Raw genomic sequence first — 17,632 nt, 5'->3', positions numbered from 1 at the left:
AAACTTTTTTATCTTTTTAAAGCGAAATGGTTTTTAAAAACACGTCCATCTTCTAAAGTGACCACAAACCAATAATCACTTGCAGGCATATTAAACCCGTTAAAAGTACCATCCCAACCAGGACCGAGTGGGTCAACCTCTGCCAACAATTTTCCATAGCGATCAAAAATAAGAATTTGTGAGTTAGGTTGAAAATCTGTTGAAATACCTTTGACCTGCCAATAGGGATTATAAGTGTCTCCATTTGGTGTAAAAAACTTAGGGAAACCAATCACCGAAACAATGTCATCTACAATACCACAATCATTCTCCACATCACGCACATAAACGGTGTGAAATCCAAAACTTACATTTTCAAAAATATTGCTTTCTTGGTAAGGACCTTGAGGATCATCCAATGCATATTCGTAAATTCCATCACCAGTTACAAATACTGAAATTGTATTATTTGAGCTCGCATCTGTAACTTGAATATCTGTAAATGTTGCAATGTCTGAGGGTAATACGTTTATCGTCCTGTCCTTAAAACAACCATCTGTAGAGGTGACTCGTACAGTGTAAGTTCCAGGTTCGTTCACTTCAATTTCAAACTCATCTTCTCCAGTGGACCAGTCGTAATAGTAATTGTTAGGCGTATCGTCAATTAATCCGCCAGTTAAGATTATTTTCTGCGGAAAATCATTCAGGCAATAATACACATCTTCTTGAATTACGATATTTGGCAATTCAAAAACGGTGAGCTCAATGGCGCTTATTCCGAAGCATGCATTCATGTTTTCAACACGAGCATAAACGGTTTGGTTATACGCAATGGTGTTGGTAAAGGTTGAGCCAATGGGATTATCTTCTATTAAAGCATTGTCATAGGTTTCATAGAATGTGACGTCGAGATCGGGAGAAATTCCGAAGAGAATAGCATCCAAAGCAGTATTTAAATTAAAATTATAAAAACCATCTTCGGTCCCATCATCGTCACAAACTTCTATAAAGGTATCGTTTGAGGATGTTGAACTTGATTGCAAGGTAAGCTCTGCAATATTGGTACAACCAGTTGTTGTGTTTGTTACCAACGCATAAATGATATGCGGATCAAAATAATTCTCAAATGCATCTGCATTGAGCTCGTCCTCATCGTTTTCTAAATCACTGAGCGAAACATAGAAATTGATTGTTCTATTTGGTGCTCCACCTGTAATATCGTCAAACGCTTCGTTGAGATCAAACGTGGTGAAACCTTCCGGTATTCCATCCTCGTCGCATTGTATCAACAATGAGTCAATAGCTTGTGGAGCATCGTTAACATTGAGGATAAATGAATCTGTAGTGTAGCAATCGTTATTTAGATTATTCTCTAATCTCACGAAAATCTCTTCTGTGTAAGGTGTAGTATTCGTGTATGTATTAGGTAATGGGCTGGTATTGTCATCTGCATCTTCCTGAGATGGATGATAGGTAATTGTATATAAAGTTTCGTCTTGCGCTCCAATAATTCCCGCATTTAATTCATTTAAAGTTAGAGTTGTAAAGCCATCCATACTGTCTGTGCTAAAATCGGTATCGCAAACAGTAATATCATCTAAGATATTTATGACAGGATCTAAAAATACAGATATGGTAAATGAGGTTGTGGCAAAGCAGTTTGGGTTATCATTATTATCTACCCGAGCGTAGATGATTTGCGGATTTTCTTCGGAAGTAAAATCGCCAATAATTTCGTTTTCGCTATTATCTGCATCTTCTTCCGTTCTAAAATACCGAACCGAATATTGAGCTGGGTCTTGCATGTTTAAAATATCGGCATCTTGGATTGTGAAATCAAAAACCGAAGCTTCTGTCAAATCACAATTCACCATATTTTGGGGTTGCGTTGCAGTTGGGATATCAAAAACACCAACAACAGCTTCACCTTCAATTGGACATTCCCCATTATTTGGTTCTATAAAAACCTCGTAAAAACCGGGTTCGGTTATATCCAATTCAAAAGTAGTTTCTGTTAAAACAGCACCATCTTTCATCCATGTGTAAGTACCTCCTTCAACATCTTCTGCTATTAGGGTGTACATATCTCCAGTACAAAGTTTTAGTTCTGTAGTGCTAATTCCATTTTGAATGATATCAATTTGAGAATTGAACAGCGATTGGATAAAAGGAGGCAAGCCAATACGACTCACATTTTGAAATCCACTATTTATATCTACCAAAATCCCATTTTCATTATAGTTTGAAGCAGTACCCGTTGCTTCGGGATTGTTTATTACACCCAAAAAACGACCAGTATTTGGGAAAGCTGAAAAGCTCATCTGTGCTCTATAAATTCGTTTGTCTAATCCCAATTGAAGCGCACCAGCGCTAAGAGAATTGGAACTATGGATTTGCTGTATGGAATTTGGAATGTCATCACTTTCTAAGTCCCATTGAAATATTCTACTAGAAGCATTTCCCTGTATGCCATCGCCAACCGTTGCATACACTTTTCTATTTTCCGCAGAAAACTCAATTCCATATGGGCTGTCATCTTGGTTAGGACTGTATAATTCAACAGAGTTTGAGACAGTACCAGTATCATTATCAAAATCTAATAAATACACGCCACCACCATCGTCTCCACCTTCCGTAGTTGCAAACCCAAAATGGGCAACTGCTAGTTTTGAACCATCAGGCGAAGCTTTGAGATAGCCAAGCGCATTTCTTCTATACCCAGAAATAGGAACTTCTGGCCCAACGGTAGAAATTACAGGTGTGGTCTGTACACCATTGATATCGACCTTAAAGGCATAAAAAGTATCTATAAAATGGGTAATCACCCAAAAAGAAGAACAATCGTCTGCTTTTACAGCAGTAATTTTTTCTGAACATTTAAATCGCTCCTCCAGAGCATTATCTATGTCATAGGTTATAAGAGGCATATTTTTTTCATCATCATCAACATCTCCTAAACCACCATCTAAAGTGATATCAACTAATGAGTACATTAGTCCATTATTAACACCATCATCATTACCATCTGGAGGGGAAGGGTTATCATGATGCGGTTCATCTACCGTGAAAATATAATACAAATTTGGATCTTGAGGTTTTGGCACTATTAATCCAGATGAAGTACTAGAATCATCACCTTTTAGACCAGTATTTAAAGCTTCGCTTGCATTTGCCATTGGTACATGGTTAGCATTCCAAACGGTACGACCATCAGAATAGAAAAGAAGGTTGCCATCGGTGTCTGAAATTGAGGTACAGCCCTCTAAAGTGTTTATCTGTCCGTCGGTGATTGCAGTGACCGTTCCAGCACCAGCATTAAACCGTAATCCTGCATTTTGCCCAAAATACCAATACGATGCTTCTTGTTGAGCAAAAGTAAAGGCAACACAAAACAGTATTGCTAAGGTTAAGAGGGAATTCTTTTTCATGTAATAGTCGCAATTAACTTAGAACTTCTGTTAATAGAACAGTTAGTCACATAAAACCCCTACATTTTCTTCGGAAATTTCAAGTATCCAGATTAGTTCTTTTTCACAGCTACTAAGTTACTAAAGATATTACAAATCTCGCTTTTTAAGTAATCTATACGATAAAAAGATAAATAAGGCTGTCCAAGCCATAACAATGGCAATCTCATACCAATGTACTCCAAAGTCGTACAAAAAGTCTTGTCCGTTTGGGGCTTTAGAGATGGCGATACGTTGAAAGGGTTGGTCAATAAGCTTATACATCGATTTTAGCGGAAAGAAATTTTGAATTTTCGTCGCAGTACTTTCATCTAGTTTCCATGCAAAAAGTCCGTAGATAATCCACTCCAGAATAAACAGTACAAATAAAAATGCTAAAGCAAAAGCAGATCGTTTTACCAACATTCCCAAAAATAAGCACAAACTAAAAAAACCGACAAGTTTTAAAAAATAAGCGAAGAGAAATTCAGTTTCCCTAAAAATCAAATGCACTTCGTCAATACTAGAATAGATGACACCAACGAGCAAACAAATGATAATTACCAATAATGTTGCCATTGCAGAAAAGAATACAATGGTATAAAACTTTGAAAGTATAAATTCCTTTTTGCTCAAACCATCAATTAAATTCTGTTTTATGGTTTTATTACTATACTCATTACCAATCATACTTACCACAACGATGGCAAAAAAGAGCTTAAATTGTGAAGCAAAAAAGGTAACGATGTGCCAAACGATTGGGAAGTTAAAAACGCCATAGTGGCCAACTTCTAAAGTAAAATAATTAAAGACATTAAATCTTATGGAAGAGAGCAGGATGATGAAAAAAGGTAAAATGAACGATATAAATATGAGAACCTTACTAGCTCTGTTGAGCAGTAATTTTTGAAGTTCTAGTTGTAGTAATCTTAACATGATGGTTGATTTTTTTAATTCCGAAGTAAAAAAAACTCTAGAATTTTTTTTGATTGATGATTATGATTTTACTGCTGAATTATCTGTCAATTGTAAAAATTGTTCTTCTAAACTTTCTTTACGCTTAACGAGATGGGAGAGAATAATGCCATTATCAAACATGAGTTTGTTAAAGGTTGGAGCGTCCATAGGTTCGTTTAAAAATGCAGTGATTAGCTGATCTTCGACTTTTATTTTTCCGAAGGAAGTATCATTCTCCAATATGGTTTTGAGCTCATTGTGCTTTTCTGCCTTAAGTTCAAAAAAACCATGACTTGAAATCATTTCGTCCACTCGACCGGAATATAATTTCTCACCTTTTCTCAAAACGACAACGTGCGTACACACTTTCTCAACTTCGTCGAGCAGGTGAGATGCCAAAAGAATAGTGGTGCCATTGCTGGCAATCTCTTTTATGATTTTTCTAATTTGATGAATCCCTTGTGGGTCGAGACCATTTGTTGGTTCGTCAAGAATTAGAATTTCTGGATCATTTAACAAGGCAGATGCGATTGCCAAACGTTGTTTCATCCCTAAAGAGTAGGTTTTGAATTTATGATCCTTACGGTCTAAAAGCCCAACAATTTCAAGCTTTTCTGAAATTTTATCATGACTTACACCCTTAATTCTACATACTAATTTTAGATTTTGCTCTGCGGTCATATAGGGGTAAAAATTAGGTCGCTCAATAATAGCGCCTACTTTTTTAAGAGCATCGTGCGTTGAGGTGTTACCGTCAAACCAGTGGAAACTGCCCTCGGTTTTATTGACAACATTGAGTACGATGCCAAGGGTTGTTGATTTACCACTTCCGTTTGGTCCTAAAATACCGTAAACATTGCCTTTGTTGATTGTAAATGATAAGTCTTTTACAGCAGTGAGGTAGCCAAATTTTTTGGTAAGATTGTTAATGGTTAAAATTTGTTCCAAAATTTGATTGATTTTCTACGGAAAAGCTTCCGTAATGGTTGATTATAAATACGACGAACTAAACGAATAATTGTTACAATTTAATATTGAAAATAGTAAATTAGAGGTTTATTATAGATATGGACGATTTAAAAATTTCAAAAAAGAAACCTGCTTATCCAATAAGCGATACCCTTTATAATTATCTCAAAGAATACAACCGAAATTTTAGATTACCCATTTTTTATGATGACTTATTGAGGTTTCAAGGTTCAATAGTAGTGTATGATAAAAATGATGAAGATACACTTTGGGTACGTGTATATTATAATGAGTATGAGCGAGAAGAGATAGATTTAAGTCTAAAACGTGTGTATTCTAATTTAATATCAGATGGTAACGAAACCATATTTAAATACTTGAATATCGATGCTATAGATTTTTGCACGTTTGGTAATACAAAGCCTTTTAGAATTAAAGTACGAAACATTCTCAATGATAATTACACCTATTTCTATGTCAAAAAAGCGGATGCCTCTCGTGTATACGGATTAGAATTGGAGCATATGCTCTCACCGTATAATCTGAATTTTTTAGTATATAAAAATACCATTATTGAAGAACATATTGCTGGAATTCCTGGTGATGAGTTTATAAAGTCGATGTTGCCAGAATGTAATGCTTCAGAAAAAGCGCAAATAGCAAAAGAGTTCGTGAAATTTAACGAGCGTTGCATGATTAGACTTTTAGGAGATATGCGCTCTTACAATTATGTTATTGTGCCAACGCATGATTTTGATCATGTGATTTTTAAAATTAGAGCCACAGATTTTGATCAACAATCTTACGAAGGAAAATTAAATATTTATAGACCACAATTTTTCAAGGAGAATTTTAAAATGGTAGAGTTGGTTCGCGAGAAAATCCAAAAGGAATCTATAGACCAATATAAAATTGAGGAGCGCTCTATTATTGTGCGTCGTATGATTAGTTATCACGATAGAATAGGAGAGTTGCTAGATTGTATGGAAGAAGATACCATCTCTATTGATAAAAATATAGAGTTGCTAAAACAGCAAATTTATAATTACACCTTGGATGTGGAGTTTAGAAAAAGCACAAATATGGGACAGGTTTTAAGAAACGCACTCAGTTTTGTAAAACGTAACTATGATGGGATAAATATGGGAGGTTTTGGTTGATGTAAACTAAAAGATCATCCTCAAAACCAGTAAAAAAATAATCAAATTAATTACAAACCGAACCCATTTAATATAGGATTTTACAATTTTTTCAAGCCCAGAAAGGAGTATTAAAAAACCAGCAACAATTAAAAGTTGTGCCAATTCAATCCCAACATTAAAGCCTAAAAGAGGCATTACTATTGACTCATCGTCAAAGAGCATCATCTTAATGTAGTTTGAAAAGCCCAGCCCGTGGATTAAACCAAAAACCAACAAGAGTATATAAGTAATGCTAAGTTGTTGTTTGGATTGCTTATTCTTGAGCAGAAAAAAGAAATTGTTCAAGCAACTTAATAAAATAGTGATTGGGATGAGAAGTTCTACGGTCTCACTATCAATACTTACTAGTTCCATTCCAGAGAGAAACAAAGTAATGCAGTGTCCAATCGTAAATGCGGTGACCAGACCCAGGATTTTTTTCCAGTCTTTAAAAGAAAATAGAATGCAAAAGGAAATGATAAAATAAAAATGGTCTAAACCCTCAAGATCTAAAATATGATTGATTCCTAAGTTTACGTAAAACCAAAAGTCAGTCATACCGTAGTGAGATTAGTTCCAGTTTTCATCAAAGTCCAGGTCACTATAATCATCAACGTCTAAATCGTCATCAAACTCATTGTAATCATCATCAAAATTTTCGGCTTCGAACGTTTTTTCTGGAGCAGAGTCTGGGATTTGACCATGAACGAACATGAGGTTTGGATAGTCTGTACCATCTGCTTCTTCGACAATTTCAGCAAGTTCGACAAGAAACGTCCACATGCTTAAAAAATCATAAACATAGATTAATTTTGTTTGCGCTTCATGTACGATCGTGTTTAAGATCGTCTCACTCATCGTCCTCGTGTCATTATGACCTTCGCTCACATCAAACATTGATATTTCCTCACCTTGGTCCCAATCCTCATTACTTATGTAAAAGGACGCCATTTCCAGTCCATCAAATCCAAAAGATTGCGTAATGGCATTGTGAAGATCTTCAAGAGAATCGGTTTCCCTAATTTCGATATCCCTAAAAATATCGTCTTCGGTATCGTTGTCAAGTATGGCTCTAAATCTGTAAATCATGGCAAAAAAATTATTGTGCAAAGATACTATTTAAGAATAAATAACAGCTTAGTTTAAAACTGGTTTTTTGTGCTTGCTCTCCAAAAAAATATAAAACTGAATCCCAAACATAATCAACGCAATAACCAGGTGAAGCGGTTGCGATAAAAATGGGAAATCAAAATAATACATCAAGATACCAGTAAAAATGGTGGCAAGAATACAACCCATTAAAAGATTGGTTTTACGATAACCAAGATTTAATTTTTTACTTCGGAAAAATAACCAACCATTAACAACTAGTACCAAAACAGAAAACGTACGATGAATGTAAAATTTCAAAGTCGGGTTATCCATCCATTGTGATTTTATATAACCAATGTCTTTTATTTGTTGGTCAATGTACTGTCTTACCTGAGTTCCCAAGATGATTTGAACCAATGATAAAACCAGTGCCACCAAGATTATATTTCTAAATAGCAAATCAAATTTTTGATCTTTAAAAGTTGATTTTGAACCATAAATTAAATACAGAATCATCGCCACAATAACCATAGCCATCACCATATGTACCGTGATCTTAAATGGTGCAAGATTAGAATCTACAACCGTTTTTCCCAACCAAGCCTGAAAAGCCATACCAAAAACAGTTGCGACCGATAAAATGGTCAACCATTTGTTTTTTCGCCACAACCAAAAGGAAATAATAGTGAATATTAAAATAGGAATTCCAGAAAGCGCACCAAGTAATCTGTTTATATATTCAACCCAAGTATGTGTAGCATTAAATTGAGCATAATCATGTTTTGTATAAGTTTCCCAATTTTTTGGATTTAAACTTTCCGAAGAACTAAAATCTTTTGATGCCACTAAAAGCGACTCGTCTTTTATAATTACAATCCCTTTTTTGTAGTCGTGGTTGGGCTTAAATTGTAATTCGGAAATATCTGTTGGTGGAATGTAGTAGCCAAAGCATTTTGGCCAGTCTGGACAACCCATTCCAGAACCCGTCATGCGCACAACAGCTCCTGCGATGATTACCAAATACACTAATAAGAGCGCTATTTTTGCAGATTTTCTAAATGTTTTTTGCATGGCTTAAATCAATTTTTTAAAACACAAACTATTATCCATATCAGCATATTGCCCGTAATTAGGAATGATTTGATATCCATTCTTTTTATAGAAAGCAACCGCCTCTTTTTGTCGAATTCCTGTTTCGAGAACGCAGGCTTTGTATTTTAATTCTGAAGCCCAAAGTTCTAAAGCTTTTAAAATTTCCGAAGCCAAACCGTTACCACGCATTTTAGACATGGTGTACATACGTTTTATTTCTACCGTAGCATCATCAAATGTCTTGAATGCTCCACAGCTTACAGCTTCACGATCCATATAAATAATGATGACATGTTTTAGCATTTCTATACCATTAAATTGGTTATAAAATTCATGTTCATTGCCATCGGTTACTTTTAAATAAGCGTCTAGCTCTTTGATGAGTTTGCTAAAGTCTTGGTTCTTTGAGTCTGTTCTTACGATTTTGATCATCTTAAGATTTTACTGTGAGTCCTAATTCTTTCCCTTTTTTGAGCATCAAGTCGTAAGCAGCTTGATACTCATTAGGAATGTCACCTTCTAAAATAGCTTCTTTAATGACTTCTTTGATTTGCCCGATTTCACGAGAGGGTTTTAGTCCAAAAGCGGTCATGATTTCTTCTCCAGAAATTGGTGGTTGAAAATTACGTACGTGATCGCGAGCTTCTACTTCATCAATTTTTTGACGTACAATCTTAAAGTTATTGTGGTATTTGGTGAATTTTTTAGGGTTTTTGGTCGTGATATCTGCTTCACATAAAATCATTAAATCCTCGACATAGTCACCAGCATCAAAAACAAGTCTTCTCACTGCAGAATCGGTTACGATATCTTGCGCCAAGACGATTGGACGCGAACTCATAAATACCATTTTTTGAACAAATTTCATTTTATCATTCAATGGCATTTTTAATCGTTTAAATAAATGATAGACCATTTTTGCGCCTTCAAACTCATGTGCATGGAACGTCCAGCCTACTTTTTTGCTGAACTTTTTGGTTGGTGCTTTACCAATATCATGCAACAAAGCAGCCCAACGCAGCCAAAGGTTATCTGTATTTTTAGAAATATTATCAACAACTTCCAACGTGTGATAAAAGTTGTCTTTATGCGTTTGGCCCTCTACTTCATCAATACCTTTTAAGGCAGTAAGCTCTGGCATGATGTGTTTTAAAAGCCCGGTTTGCTCTAAATGCAAAAACCCGATAGACGGTTTCTCGCTTTCTAGTATTTTATTGAGTTCAACAACGATTCTCTCGTTTGTAATGATTTTTATGCGTTCATTATTTCTGAAAATTGCCTGAAGCGATTCACTCTCAATCGTGAAATTGAGTTGGGTTGCAAAACGGATAGCTCGCATCATGCGCAAAGGATCGTCGCTATAGGTAATATCTGGATCTAAAGGTGTACGGATTAGCCTATCTTTTAAGTCTTGGATCCCATTGAATGGGTCCAGCAAATTTCCGAAGTCATCTTCAGATAGATCTAACGCCATGGCATTGATCGTGAAATCCCTTCGGTTTTGATCGTCTTGCAATGTTCCGTTTTCTACAACTGGATTTCTGCTATTTTCATTATAGGATTCTTTTCGCGCTCCAACAAATTCAATATCCATGTCATTATAGACTAACATGGCTGTACCGTAGGTTTTAAATACTTGAACTTTTGGTTTGTTTGGCAAGTTTTTGGCAACTTGTTTGGCGAGTTTTATTCCGCTACCAATGGCGACAACATCAATATCTTTGTGTTCACCTCGATTTAAAATAAAATCTCGAACAAACCCACCAATGACGTAACTATCAACTCCAATCTCTTTTGCAGATTGGGAGATGATTTTAAAGATGTTGTTTTTTAAGGCTTGTTTTAGATTCATGATGTAATTTTCCAAATATAAACTCAATCACCAAAAATAGTTTCGATGGCATTTGAAAATTGAAATTTGGTGTTTTTTAGATTCTATTCTCTAATAATCTTAACCATCCCAGAATTACTTAATTTGATAATTGTAGATGGTTGTGACTGGCTTTTTTCGTTTTGCAAATTTACGACATAGTCCACACCTTTTAAAATCTCGTCACTTATTTCTTTAAAGGATTTTGGCGTAGGCTTACCGCTAATATTAGCAGAAGTAGATACCAATGGTTTTTTGAGATACCTAATTAGTTTCTCACAAAATTTATGTTTCACGACGCGTATGGCTAGTGTGTTATCTTCTGCAATTAGATTTTCTGCAATGCCTGCAGGATCATCGTAGATAATGGTCGTGGGTTTTACTGCAATGTCTAAAATGGTGTAAGCCATATTTGGCACATTATCTACATGTTTTTCAAGCATTCCGTAGTTGTTAACCAAACAAATCAATGCTTTAGAGTCGTCTCTTTGTTTGAGTTTGTAGATTTTTTTAACCGCTTCATAATTTGTTGCATCGCAGCCGATTCCCCAAATTGTATCAGTAGGATAGAGGATGATTCCTCCTTGTTTTAAAACGGTGAGGGCTTCTGTAATTGATTCGCTTTCGGTCATTAGTAATAGTTAATTTTTGAAACTTAAATTATAAAAGAACGGAATGAGTAAGCTTCTGTACTTTGAAATATGCAAAATTATGCATTTGCAATATGAAAGTTTAATTATAATATTATTTTTAGGACTTGTTAACCTTTTAGTTTCTTAATTTTGTAAAGATGATTAATGTTACGCAAACTTTTTTGCCACCAATTGAGGAATTTCAAGACATTCTAAAGCGTGCGTGGGATAAAAAATGGATGACCAATAGAGGTGAATTGCTTCTGGAATTGGAACTGAAGCTTTCTAAGTATTTAAATGTTTCTAATTTTTTTATCACTACTAATGGCACTTTACCACTACAAATAGGATTAAAAGCTTTAAACATAACAAAAGAAGTAATTACAACTCCTTTTAGTTATGTTGCGACCACATCTGCTATTATTTGGGAAAATTGTACACCTGCTTTTGTAGATATAGAGCAAGATTCATTAACCATTGATCCCTTGAAAATCGAAGCTGCAATAACAGAAAATACTCAGGCAATTCTTGCGACTCATGTATTTGGTAATCCTTGTGATATTGGTCAAATTGAGACCATCGCAAAAAAACATAACTTAAAAGTTATCTATGATGGTGCTCACTGTTTTGGTGTGAATTATAAAAGCAAATCTATTTTTGCTTATGGAGATATAGTAACCACCAGTTTTCATTCAACAAAATTATTTCATACAGGCGAAGGAGGTGCGGTTTTTGTGCCTAATGATATTTTGTATAAAAAATGTTATTACCATCATAATTTTGGACATGATGGACCATTGGCTTATCATGGATTAGGCATTAATGCGAAAGCTTCAGAAATGCAGGCTGCTGTTGGTTTAAGCGTTTTACCATATATGGATCAAATTATAGAAAAGCGAAAAATACTTACCATACAATATGAAAACTCGTTAAAGGAAAATAAGAATCTAACTCTTTTTGAATACAGAGATTCAACAGAGCGAAATTATTCTTATATGCCAATAATTTTTAAAACGGAAGCTCATTTAGAGTCTGTTTTAGAAAAATTGGCTGCGTCTAAAATTTTTCCGAGGCGATATTTTTATCCTTCTTTGAATACTTTGCCATATTTAGAGAGTTTTGTGAGCATGCCAATTTCCGAAGATATTTGTAATAGAATTGTATGTTTGCCTCTATACTACGAGTTGGAAGAACAACAAGTCACGCAAATTTGTAATATTATTAATTCATAAAAATGATTGTACTTGGTGCAAAAGGTCATGCAAAGGATGTGTTGGTTGTTTTAAATGAAACAATGAACGAAACAACAGATCTCACTTTTTTTGATGATTACACAAAGCCTGAAGAGGCTTTATTTTTAGGTAAATATCCTATAATTCATAGTCTAGATGATATTAATTTTAGCGACAATCCTGAATTTGTGTCTGCTATTGGTTTCCCTAAATCTCGTAAATATGTTGTAGAGAAATTTATTGATCTTGGAGGTGTTTATACATCTGTCATTTCAAAGTATGCGAGAATCGGATCTTTGAATGTGGATATTGGAGAGGGTTCAAACATAATGCCATTTGCTTTTATAAGTAATAGTGTGAGTATTGGTAAAGGTTGTTTGATTAATGTGTCTTCAAACATTCATCATGATGTTTCTATAGGTGATTACTGTGATATTTCTCCTGGCGCAAGTCTTTTAGGACATGTTAAAATAGGTGATAATTGCGAAATTGGAGCAGGAGCTATTATATTGCCCAATATTATATTAGGTGATAATGTAACAGTAGGAGCAGGAGCTGTAGTAGTTGCCAATTGTTTAACTGAGAGGACGATTGTAGGCGTGCCAGGAAAAATTATTAAATAATAAAAAATGAAGCCATTATTGACAATTTGTTGTACAACTTTTAATCAAGAAAAATTTGTAGAACAAACTTTGGAGGGTTTCTATCTTCAAAAAACAGATTTTCCTATTGAAATATTAATTCATGATGATGCCTCTACAGACAAGACCCCAGACATTCTTAAAAGCCACGCTCTAAAAGATTCAAGAATTAAGTTGGTTCTTCAGACCGAAAATAAATATTCTCAAAATATTATGCCATGGTGGTATTATAGTTTTCCGCAGGCAACTGGAAAATATATTGCGCTTTGTGAAGGAGATGATTACTGGACAGATCCTCTTAAATTACAAAAACAGGTTGATTTTTTAGAGGCACATTCTAAATGTGTTATTTCTTGGACGAACTATAAGATTTTGAAAGACAATAATATTGAGAAAAACCAATTTAATCATAAAACAGAGCTTAACATTATTGATTATAACACTATTTTTTCACCGTATTGTACTTTGACTTTGACAGCTGTTTTCAAAAAAGATGCTCTTGATTTAGAACTTTTAAAATCGCTTAAGTTTTCTAAAGATAATTCTTTATATATCGTTTTACTAAAACATGGGTACGGTGTTTTTATGGATTTTGATTCGGCAGTCTATCGCATTCACGAAGGTGGAGTATATTCTTTGCAATCCAGCTTTTTTCAAAGTTATTCATCGTACTTGAATTTAAAGGAAATTGTTGATGCTATACCAGAATCTAAAACAAAAAACATTAAAAAAGTTATAAGATCTTTAGGTAATGCAACCTATTTTGAGGCATTAAAATTAAAAAACGCAGATGAAGAAATGTCTAAAGAACAATTGGATTTTATGAAGTCATATTTTGAAAACGCAGATTTTAAAACAAAACTAAAGCACTATAAGCGACAACTTAAATATTTAATTAAAAAAGACTCTTGACCAATATTGAAACTCTATCTATATATTTCATCTGCTCAAAGTAACCAGATTTATTTTTAACAAACTTATAATATTCCTTATCGTAATTATTTGCGTTTCTAAGTGTACGAATTGCTGTTTGTTTAATGTGATTTTCAAAAACAAACTGATTATAATAGTTCGTTTTTTTGTTATTTTTAATAAGCTCTTTTCCAGCCTTAATTGTCTTTGTAATTTCTTCGGAAGATTGCTTACGTTTTAAAGAAATCGAATTTAAATAATAGTCCAAATCTGGATTTGTGGGTTCAATGTGAAGATGTTGCAACTGTTTCGCCCTAATTGCTATTTCCGATTTTTTTAGGTTATTTTTTTTAGTTTGACTTATATTGTTGGGATGCCATCGGTATTGTAATAAGGATTCTGGAATGTTATGAAATTTCGTAGTAGCGATCACTTGGCTCCAAAGACCATAATCTTCTGCAGGAACATAAATTTGCTCGAATTTTAATCCTTTTAAGACAGATTTTCTAAACATAACTGTGGGATTTCCAATCGGACAAGTATTTAAAAAGCTTACTTTAATGTTTTCATGCTCAATACTATGTTTTACAATGTTTTTTTTATCTCCAAAAAAAGTAAACCATGTACCACAAACACCAATATTAGGGTGTTCATTTAGAAATTTAATTTGCTTCTCAAATCTTTTGGGTAATGCAATATCATCTGCATCCATCAAAGCAATTAATTTGGTTTTCGCATAATCAATTCCGAGGTTTCTTGAAGCTGCAGGACCTAAGTTTTCGCTGTTTTTTAGGGCAATAATTCTACGGTCTTGTTGCATGTACTCATCAATAATATGCTGAGTACTATCATTAGAATTGTCATTAACTATAACTAGATTAAAATCTTTGAAAGTTTGATTTAAAATACTATCAATGGCGGATTTTAAAAACTCCTCACCATTATAAACAGGCATAATTACAGTTAATGCAGACATTTTATTACATTTTAGATGTCAAAAATAGATATTTATGTGGCATAATATATATTTGTAAAAAATTAATGCATGAAAAACATCCAAGTTGGTTTTTTATTATCTTATGATTATGAAAAGTTGAAACTTTCTATTCCTCCAGTTTATAACGAGGCTGATGCTATTTTTATAGCAATGGATGAAAATCAACGTACTTGGAAAGGTAATAGATTTGAAATAGAGGATAGTTTTTTCGACTGGTTAAAAACGGTAGACGTAGATAATAAAATTATTATTTACAGAGATAACTTTTATATTCCAGAATTAACAACATTACAGAACGATACTCGAGAACGTCATATGTTATCCCAAAAAATGGGAATGGGCAACTGGCTCATTCAAGTTGATGCAGATGAGTTTTTTATAGATTTCAAGAAGTTTGTAGAGACCCTTAAAAAGCACGACCATTTTTTAGAAAACCCTAAAAAGCATCCAGTACAAATTGCTGGTTTTTTAATAAATATATATAAGTACTTGGATGAAGGTTTGCTTTATGTTAACCAACCAACCAAAGTTATGCTTGCTACCAACTACCCAAACTATAAAAATGCTCGTAACACTAAAGAACGAGTTATTTATACCGATAATATATTGCTTCATGAATGTTTATCTAGAACAGAAGAAGAGTTGAAATTTAAATTTGAAAATTGGGGACATAGTGCAGAACTCAACACTGGGTTTTTCGATAAATGGAAAAAAGCCAATGCCACCAATTATCACACACTCAAAGATGTTTTTTATTTAGACCCAACGATATGGAAGGAGTTAGGACATTTTCCAACCCAGAATTTAAGAGACATTAAAGATTACATAAAAAGTAATGATGAATTAAAATTATCGACCTCCTTTCTAAGAAAAAAGAATTTTGGTCAATGGTTTAAGTTTTTGAAGATTTTTAAACGAAGTAAACTAAATTTTGAATCTTATTTTGAGTCATGAAAAAACGGTCATCCTCATTAATTATTTCAACTTATAATTGGCCAGAAGCTTTAGGTCTGGTTTTAGAAAGCCTTAAAAACCAGACGGTTTTACCAGACGAGGTGCTTATTGCAGATGATGGTTCTACAGCAGAAACCAAAAATTTGATTACTAAAATTTCCGAAGATATAAAAATTCCAATCCATCATATTTGGCATGAAGATGTTGGGTTTACAAAAGCAACTATTTTAAATAAAGCGATTGCTCGAGCGCAAGGAGAGTATATTGTACAAGTGGATGGCGATTGCATTATGCACCCAAATTTCGTGAAGGATCATTTGATGTTTTCTTCGGAAAATTGCTATCTCTACGGAAGTCGGGTAAACATTCAAAAAGCGCATCTAGACACTCTTTTTAAAGACCAGCAAATTCAATTTGGACCATTTTCCGAAGGTATAAAAAAACGAACACGAGCTATTTATAGTCCGTTTTTGGGTCAATTTTACAAAGCAAATCACCAATTTTCAAAAAAGTTTAGAGGTTGTAATACTTCGTATTTTAAATCAGATTTTGTTGCTATAAATGGCTATAACGAAGATTTTAAAGGCTGGGGAAGGGAGGATTCTGAATTGGCGTTACGTTTTCATAACAACGGTTTAAAATCACGACGATTGCGTTATAGAGGCATTGTTTACCATATATTTCATATAGAAAAATCTAAAAGCAGATTAGAACTCAATAATGATATTGAATTGAGAACGATTAACGAAAAGTTATCGTGGACAGAAAACGGAATTGATAAATATTTGAAAGTATTATGATCATAGTTAGATTACGCGGAGGATTGGGAAACCAGATGTTTCAATATGCAATGGGCAGGCGTATTGCAAATGATCTAGGGACATCGCTAAAGCTCGATCTCACTAGTTTATTGAAAACATATAAAAGCCAAATGGTGACCAATCGTGACTATCAATTAGATATTTTTAATTTGGAGCCCATATTCTTAATCCAGCCCGATCTATTGATCAAACTAGATAAGCTGGGACTCAATTTTGTCTCTCAGTTTATAAAAGGCATCAAACTGTTAGGTATAAAAAAGTACAGAGAAAAAACATTTACGGTTGAAGATTGGATTGTAGAAAACCCAAAAGATAATTTTCTATATTCTGGGTATTGGCAGAGCGAAAAATATTTTAAGAGTGCAGAAGATTTACTTCGGAAAGATTTTCAGTTCAAAGACATACTGTCTCCTCAAGCTCAAGACATATTTGACAAAATTAAATCTGAAAACGCAGTTTGTGTTCATATGCGACGTGGCGATTATGTAGATAATCCAGTTTTTAATAGCGGAAGTTTAGATTACTTCACGAGCGCAGCAAATTATATAAATGAACATACAGAGAAACCTCATTTTTTCGTGTTTTCTGACGATCCAGAGTGGTGTCTGAAAAATGTGAAATTTGAACAAGATTTTACAATTGTTGATTATAAAACCAATAAAATTAAATTTAAAGAAGACCTGCAATTAATGTCTTCTTGTGAACATTTTGTTATGTCTGCGAGTAGTTTTTCATGGTGGGCAGTTTGGTTGAGCAATAAAGAAGGTAATATTGTAGTAGCGCCAAAACCTTGGTTTTTGAATTCTGAAAATGATGTAAAAGATCTGGTATCAAAACGTTGGATAAGACTTTAGAAA

Annotated in this window: 17 protein-coding genes; 7 read left to right on the top strand and 10 right to left on the bottom strand. The window is 34.0% G+C overall.

Features of this window, described 5'->3' with window-relative positions; all coding sequences use genetic code 11:
• Positions 1 to 8: 8 nt before the first annotated feature.
• From GQ40_RS07490 to GQ40_RS07480, 3 genes are all read right to left on the bottom strand, one after another.
• Positions 9 to 3,407 carry a T9SS type B sorting domain-containing protein gene (locus GQ40_RS07490; protein ID WP_047547151.1) on the bottom strand — a complete coding sequence of 1,133 codons (3,399 nt, stop codon included), beginning with the start codon at positions 3,405 to 3,407 and terminating at the stop codon, positions 9 to 11.
• A 129-nt stretch (positions 3,408 to 3,536) separates the two neighbouring features.
• On the bottom strand, positions 3,537 to 4,361 hold the full coding sequence (locus tag GQ40_RS07485) for an ABC transporter permease (RefSeq protein WP_047547149.1): 825 nt from the start codon (positions 4,359 to 4,361) through the stop codon (positions 3,537 to 3,539).
• A gap of 60 nt (positions 4,362 to 4,421) precedes the next feature.
• Positions 4,422 to 5,330: an ABC transporter ATP-binding protein gene (locus GQ40_RS07480; protein WP_047547147.1), complete on the bottom strand. Its 909-nt coding sequence runs from the start codon at positions 5,328 to 5,330 to the stop codon at positions 4,422 to 4,424.
• A 119-nt stretch (positions 5,331 to 5,449) separates the two neighbouring features.
• Between GQ40_RS07480 and GQ40_RS07475 the strand changes: the two genes are divergently transcribed.
• A complete protein-coding gene (locus GQ40_RS07475) occupies positions 5,450 to 6,511 on the top strand; it encodes a hypothetical protein (protein WP_047547145.1) in 1,062 nt (353 codons plus the stop codon).
• A 6-nt stretch (positions 6,512 to 6,517) separates the two neighbouring features.
• Here GQ40_RS07475 and GQ40_RS07470 read toward each other — a convergent pair whose 3' ends face one another.
• The 6 genes from GQ40_RS07470 to GQ40_RS07445 all read right to left on the bottom strand — a co-directional run bounded on the left by GQ40_RS07470 (position 6,518) and on the right by GQ40_RS07445 (position 11,218).
• On the bottom strand, positions 6,518 to 7,090 hold the full coding sequence (locus GQ40_RS07470) for a HupE/UreJ family protein (RefSeq protein ID WP_047547143.1): 573 nt from the start codon (positions 7,088 to 7,090) through the stop codon (positions 6,518 to 6,520).
• A 12-nt stretch (positions 7,091 to 7,102) separates the two neighbouring features.
• Entirely contained in the window at positions 7,103 to 7,621 is a 519-nt protein-coding gene (locus GQ40_RS07465) for an IS1096 element passenger TnpR family protein (RefSeq protein WP_047547141.1), read from the bottom strand.
• Between the two features lie 48 nt (positions 7,622 to 7,669).
• Entirely contained in the window at positions 7,670 to 8,695 is a 1,026-nt protein-coding gene (locus GQ40_RS07460; protein ID WP_047547139.1) for a COX15/CtaA family protein, read from the bottom strand.
• A 3-nt stretch (positions 8,696 to 8,698) separates the two neighbouring features.
• A complete protein-coding gene (locus GQ40_RS07455) occupies positions 8,699 to 9,148 on the bottom strand; it encodes a GNAT family N-acetyltransferase (protein ID WP_047547137.1) in 450 nt (149 codons plus the stop codon).
• Between the two features lies 1 nt (position 9,149).
• The gene (locus GQ40_RS07450; protein WP_047547135.1) at positions 9,150 to 10,568 is read right to left on the bottom strand and encodes a CCA tRNA nucleotidyltransferase; all 1,419 of its coding nucleotides are present in this window, start codon (positions 10,566 to 10,568) and stop codon (positions 9,150 to 9,152) included.
• A gap of 83 nt (positions 10,569 to 10,651) precedes the next feature.
• On the bottom strand, positions 10,652 to 11,218 hold the full coding sequence (locus GQ40_RS07445) for an L-threonylcarbamoyladenylate synthase (RefSeq protein WP_047547133.1): 567 nt from the start codon (positions 11,216 to 11,218) through the stop codon (positions 10,652 to 10,654).
• Between the two features lie 158 nt (positions 11,219 to 11,376).
• On the opposite strand from GQ40_RS07445, the gene GQ40_RS07440 reads away from it, so the two are divergent.
• The 3 genes from GQ40_RS07440 to GQ40_RS07430 are packed head-to-tail and all read left to right on the top strand — an operon-like array spanning position 11,377 to position 14,003.
• Positions 11,377 to 12,450: a DegT/DnrJ/EryC1/StrS family aminotransferase gene (locus tag GQ40_RS07440; RefSeq protein ID WP_047547132.1), complete on the top strand. Its 1,074-nt coding sequence runs from the start codon at positions 11,377 to 11,379 to the stop codon at positions 12,448 to 12,450.
• Positions 12,451 to 12,452: 2 nt separating this feature from the next.
• Positions 12,453 to 13,073: a NeuD/PglB/VioB family sugar acetyltransferase gene (locus tag GQ40_RS07435; protein WP_047547130.1), complete on the top strand. Its 621-nt coding sequence runs from the start codon at positions 12,453 to 12,455 to the stop codon at positions 13,071 to 13,073.
• 6 nt (positions 13,074 to 13,079) lie between these two features.
• Positions 13,080 to 14,003: a glycosyltransferase family 2 protein gene (locus GQ40_RS07430; RefSeq protein ID WP_052184184.1), complete on the top strand. Its 924-nt coding sequence runs from the start codon at positions 13,080 to 13,082 to the stop codon at positions 14,001 to 14,003.
• Here GQ40_RS07430 and GQ40_RS07425 read toward each other — a convergent pair.
• The gene (locus GQ40_RS07425) at positions 13,987 to 14,979 is read right to left on the bottom strand and encodes a glycosyltransferase family 2 protein (protein WP_052184183.1); all 993 of its coding nucleotides are present in this window, start codon (positions 14,977 to 14,979) and stop codon (positions 13,987 to 13,989) included. The two genes, GQ40_RS07430 and GQ40_RS07425, sit on opposite strands and share 17 nt — an antisense overlap.
• 69 nt (positions 14,980 to 15,048) lie before the next feature.
• On the opposite strand from GQ40_RS07425, the gene GQ40_RS07420 reads away from it, so the two are divergent.
• Genes GQ40_RS07420 through GQ40_RS17100 form a run of 3 tightly spaced genes read left to right on the top strand, consistent with a single transcriptional unit; the run spans position 15,049 to position 17,629 of the window.
• Complete coding sequence (locus GQ40_RS07420) at positions 15,049 to 15,954, top strand: hypothetical protein (RefSeq protein WP_047547128.1); 906 nt, start codon at positions 15,049 to 15,051, stop codon at positions 15,952 to 15,954.
• Positions 15,951 to 16,754 carry a glycosyltransferase family 2 protein gene (locus GQ40_RS07415; RefSeq protein ID WP_047547126.1) on the top strand — a complete coding sequence of 268 codons (804 nt, stop codon included), beginning with the start codon at positions 15,951 to 15,953 and terminating at the stop codon, positions 16,752 to 16,754. Before GQ40_RS07420 ends, GQ40_RS07415 begins: the two co-directional genes overlap by 4 nt.
• Positions 16,751 to 17,629, top strand: coding sequence for an alpha-1,2-fucosyltransferase (locus tag GQ40_RS17100; protein WP_052184182.1), 879 nt, complete (start codon positions 16,751 to 16,753; stop codon positions 17,627 to 17,629). The genes GQ40_RS07415 and GQ40_RS17100 overlap by 4 nt, the downstream gene beginning before the upstream one ends.
• Positions 17,630 to 17,632: the final 3 nt, after the last annotated feature.

The organism is Psychroserpens sp. Hel_I_66 (assembly GCF_000799465.1).
GTDB lineage: Bacteria > Bacteroidota > Bacteroidia > Flavobacteriales > Flavobacteriaceae > Psychroserpens.
Note: the sequence above shows the minus strand (reverse complement) of the source record. Positions and strands in the feature narration are given on the sequence as shown.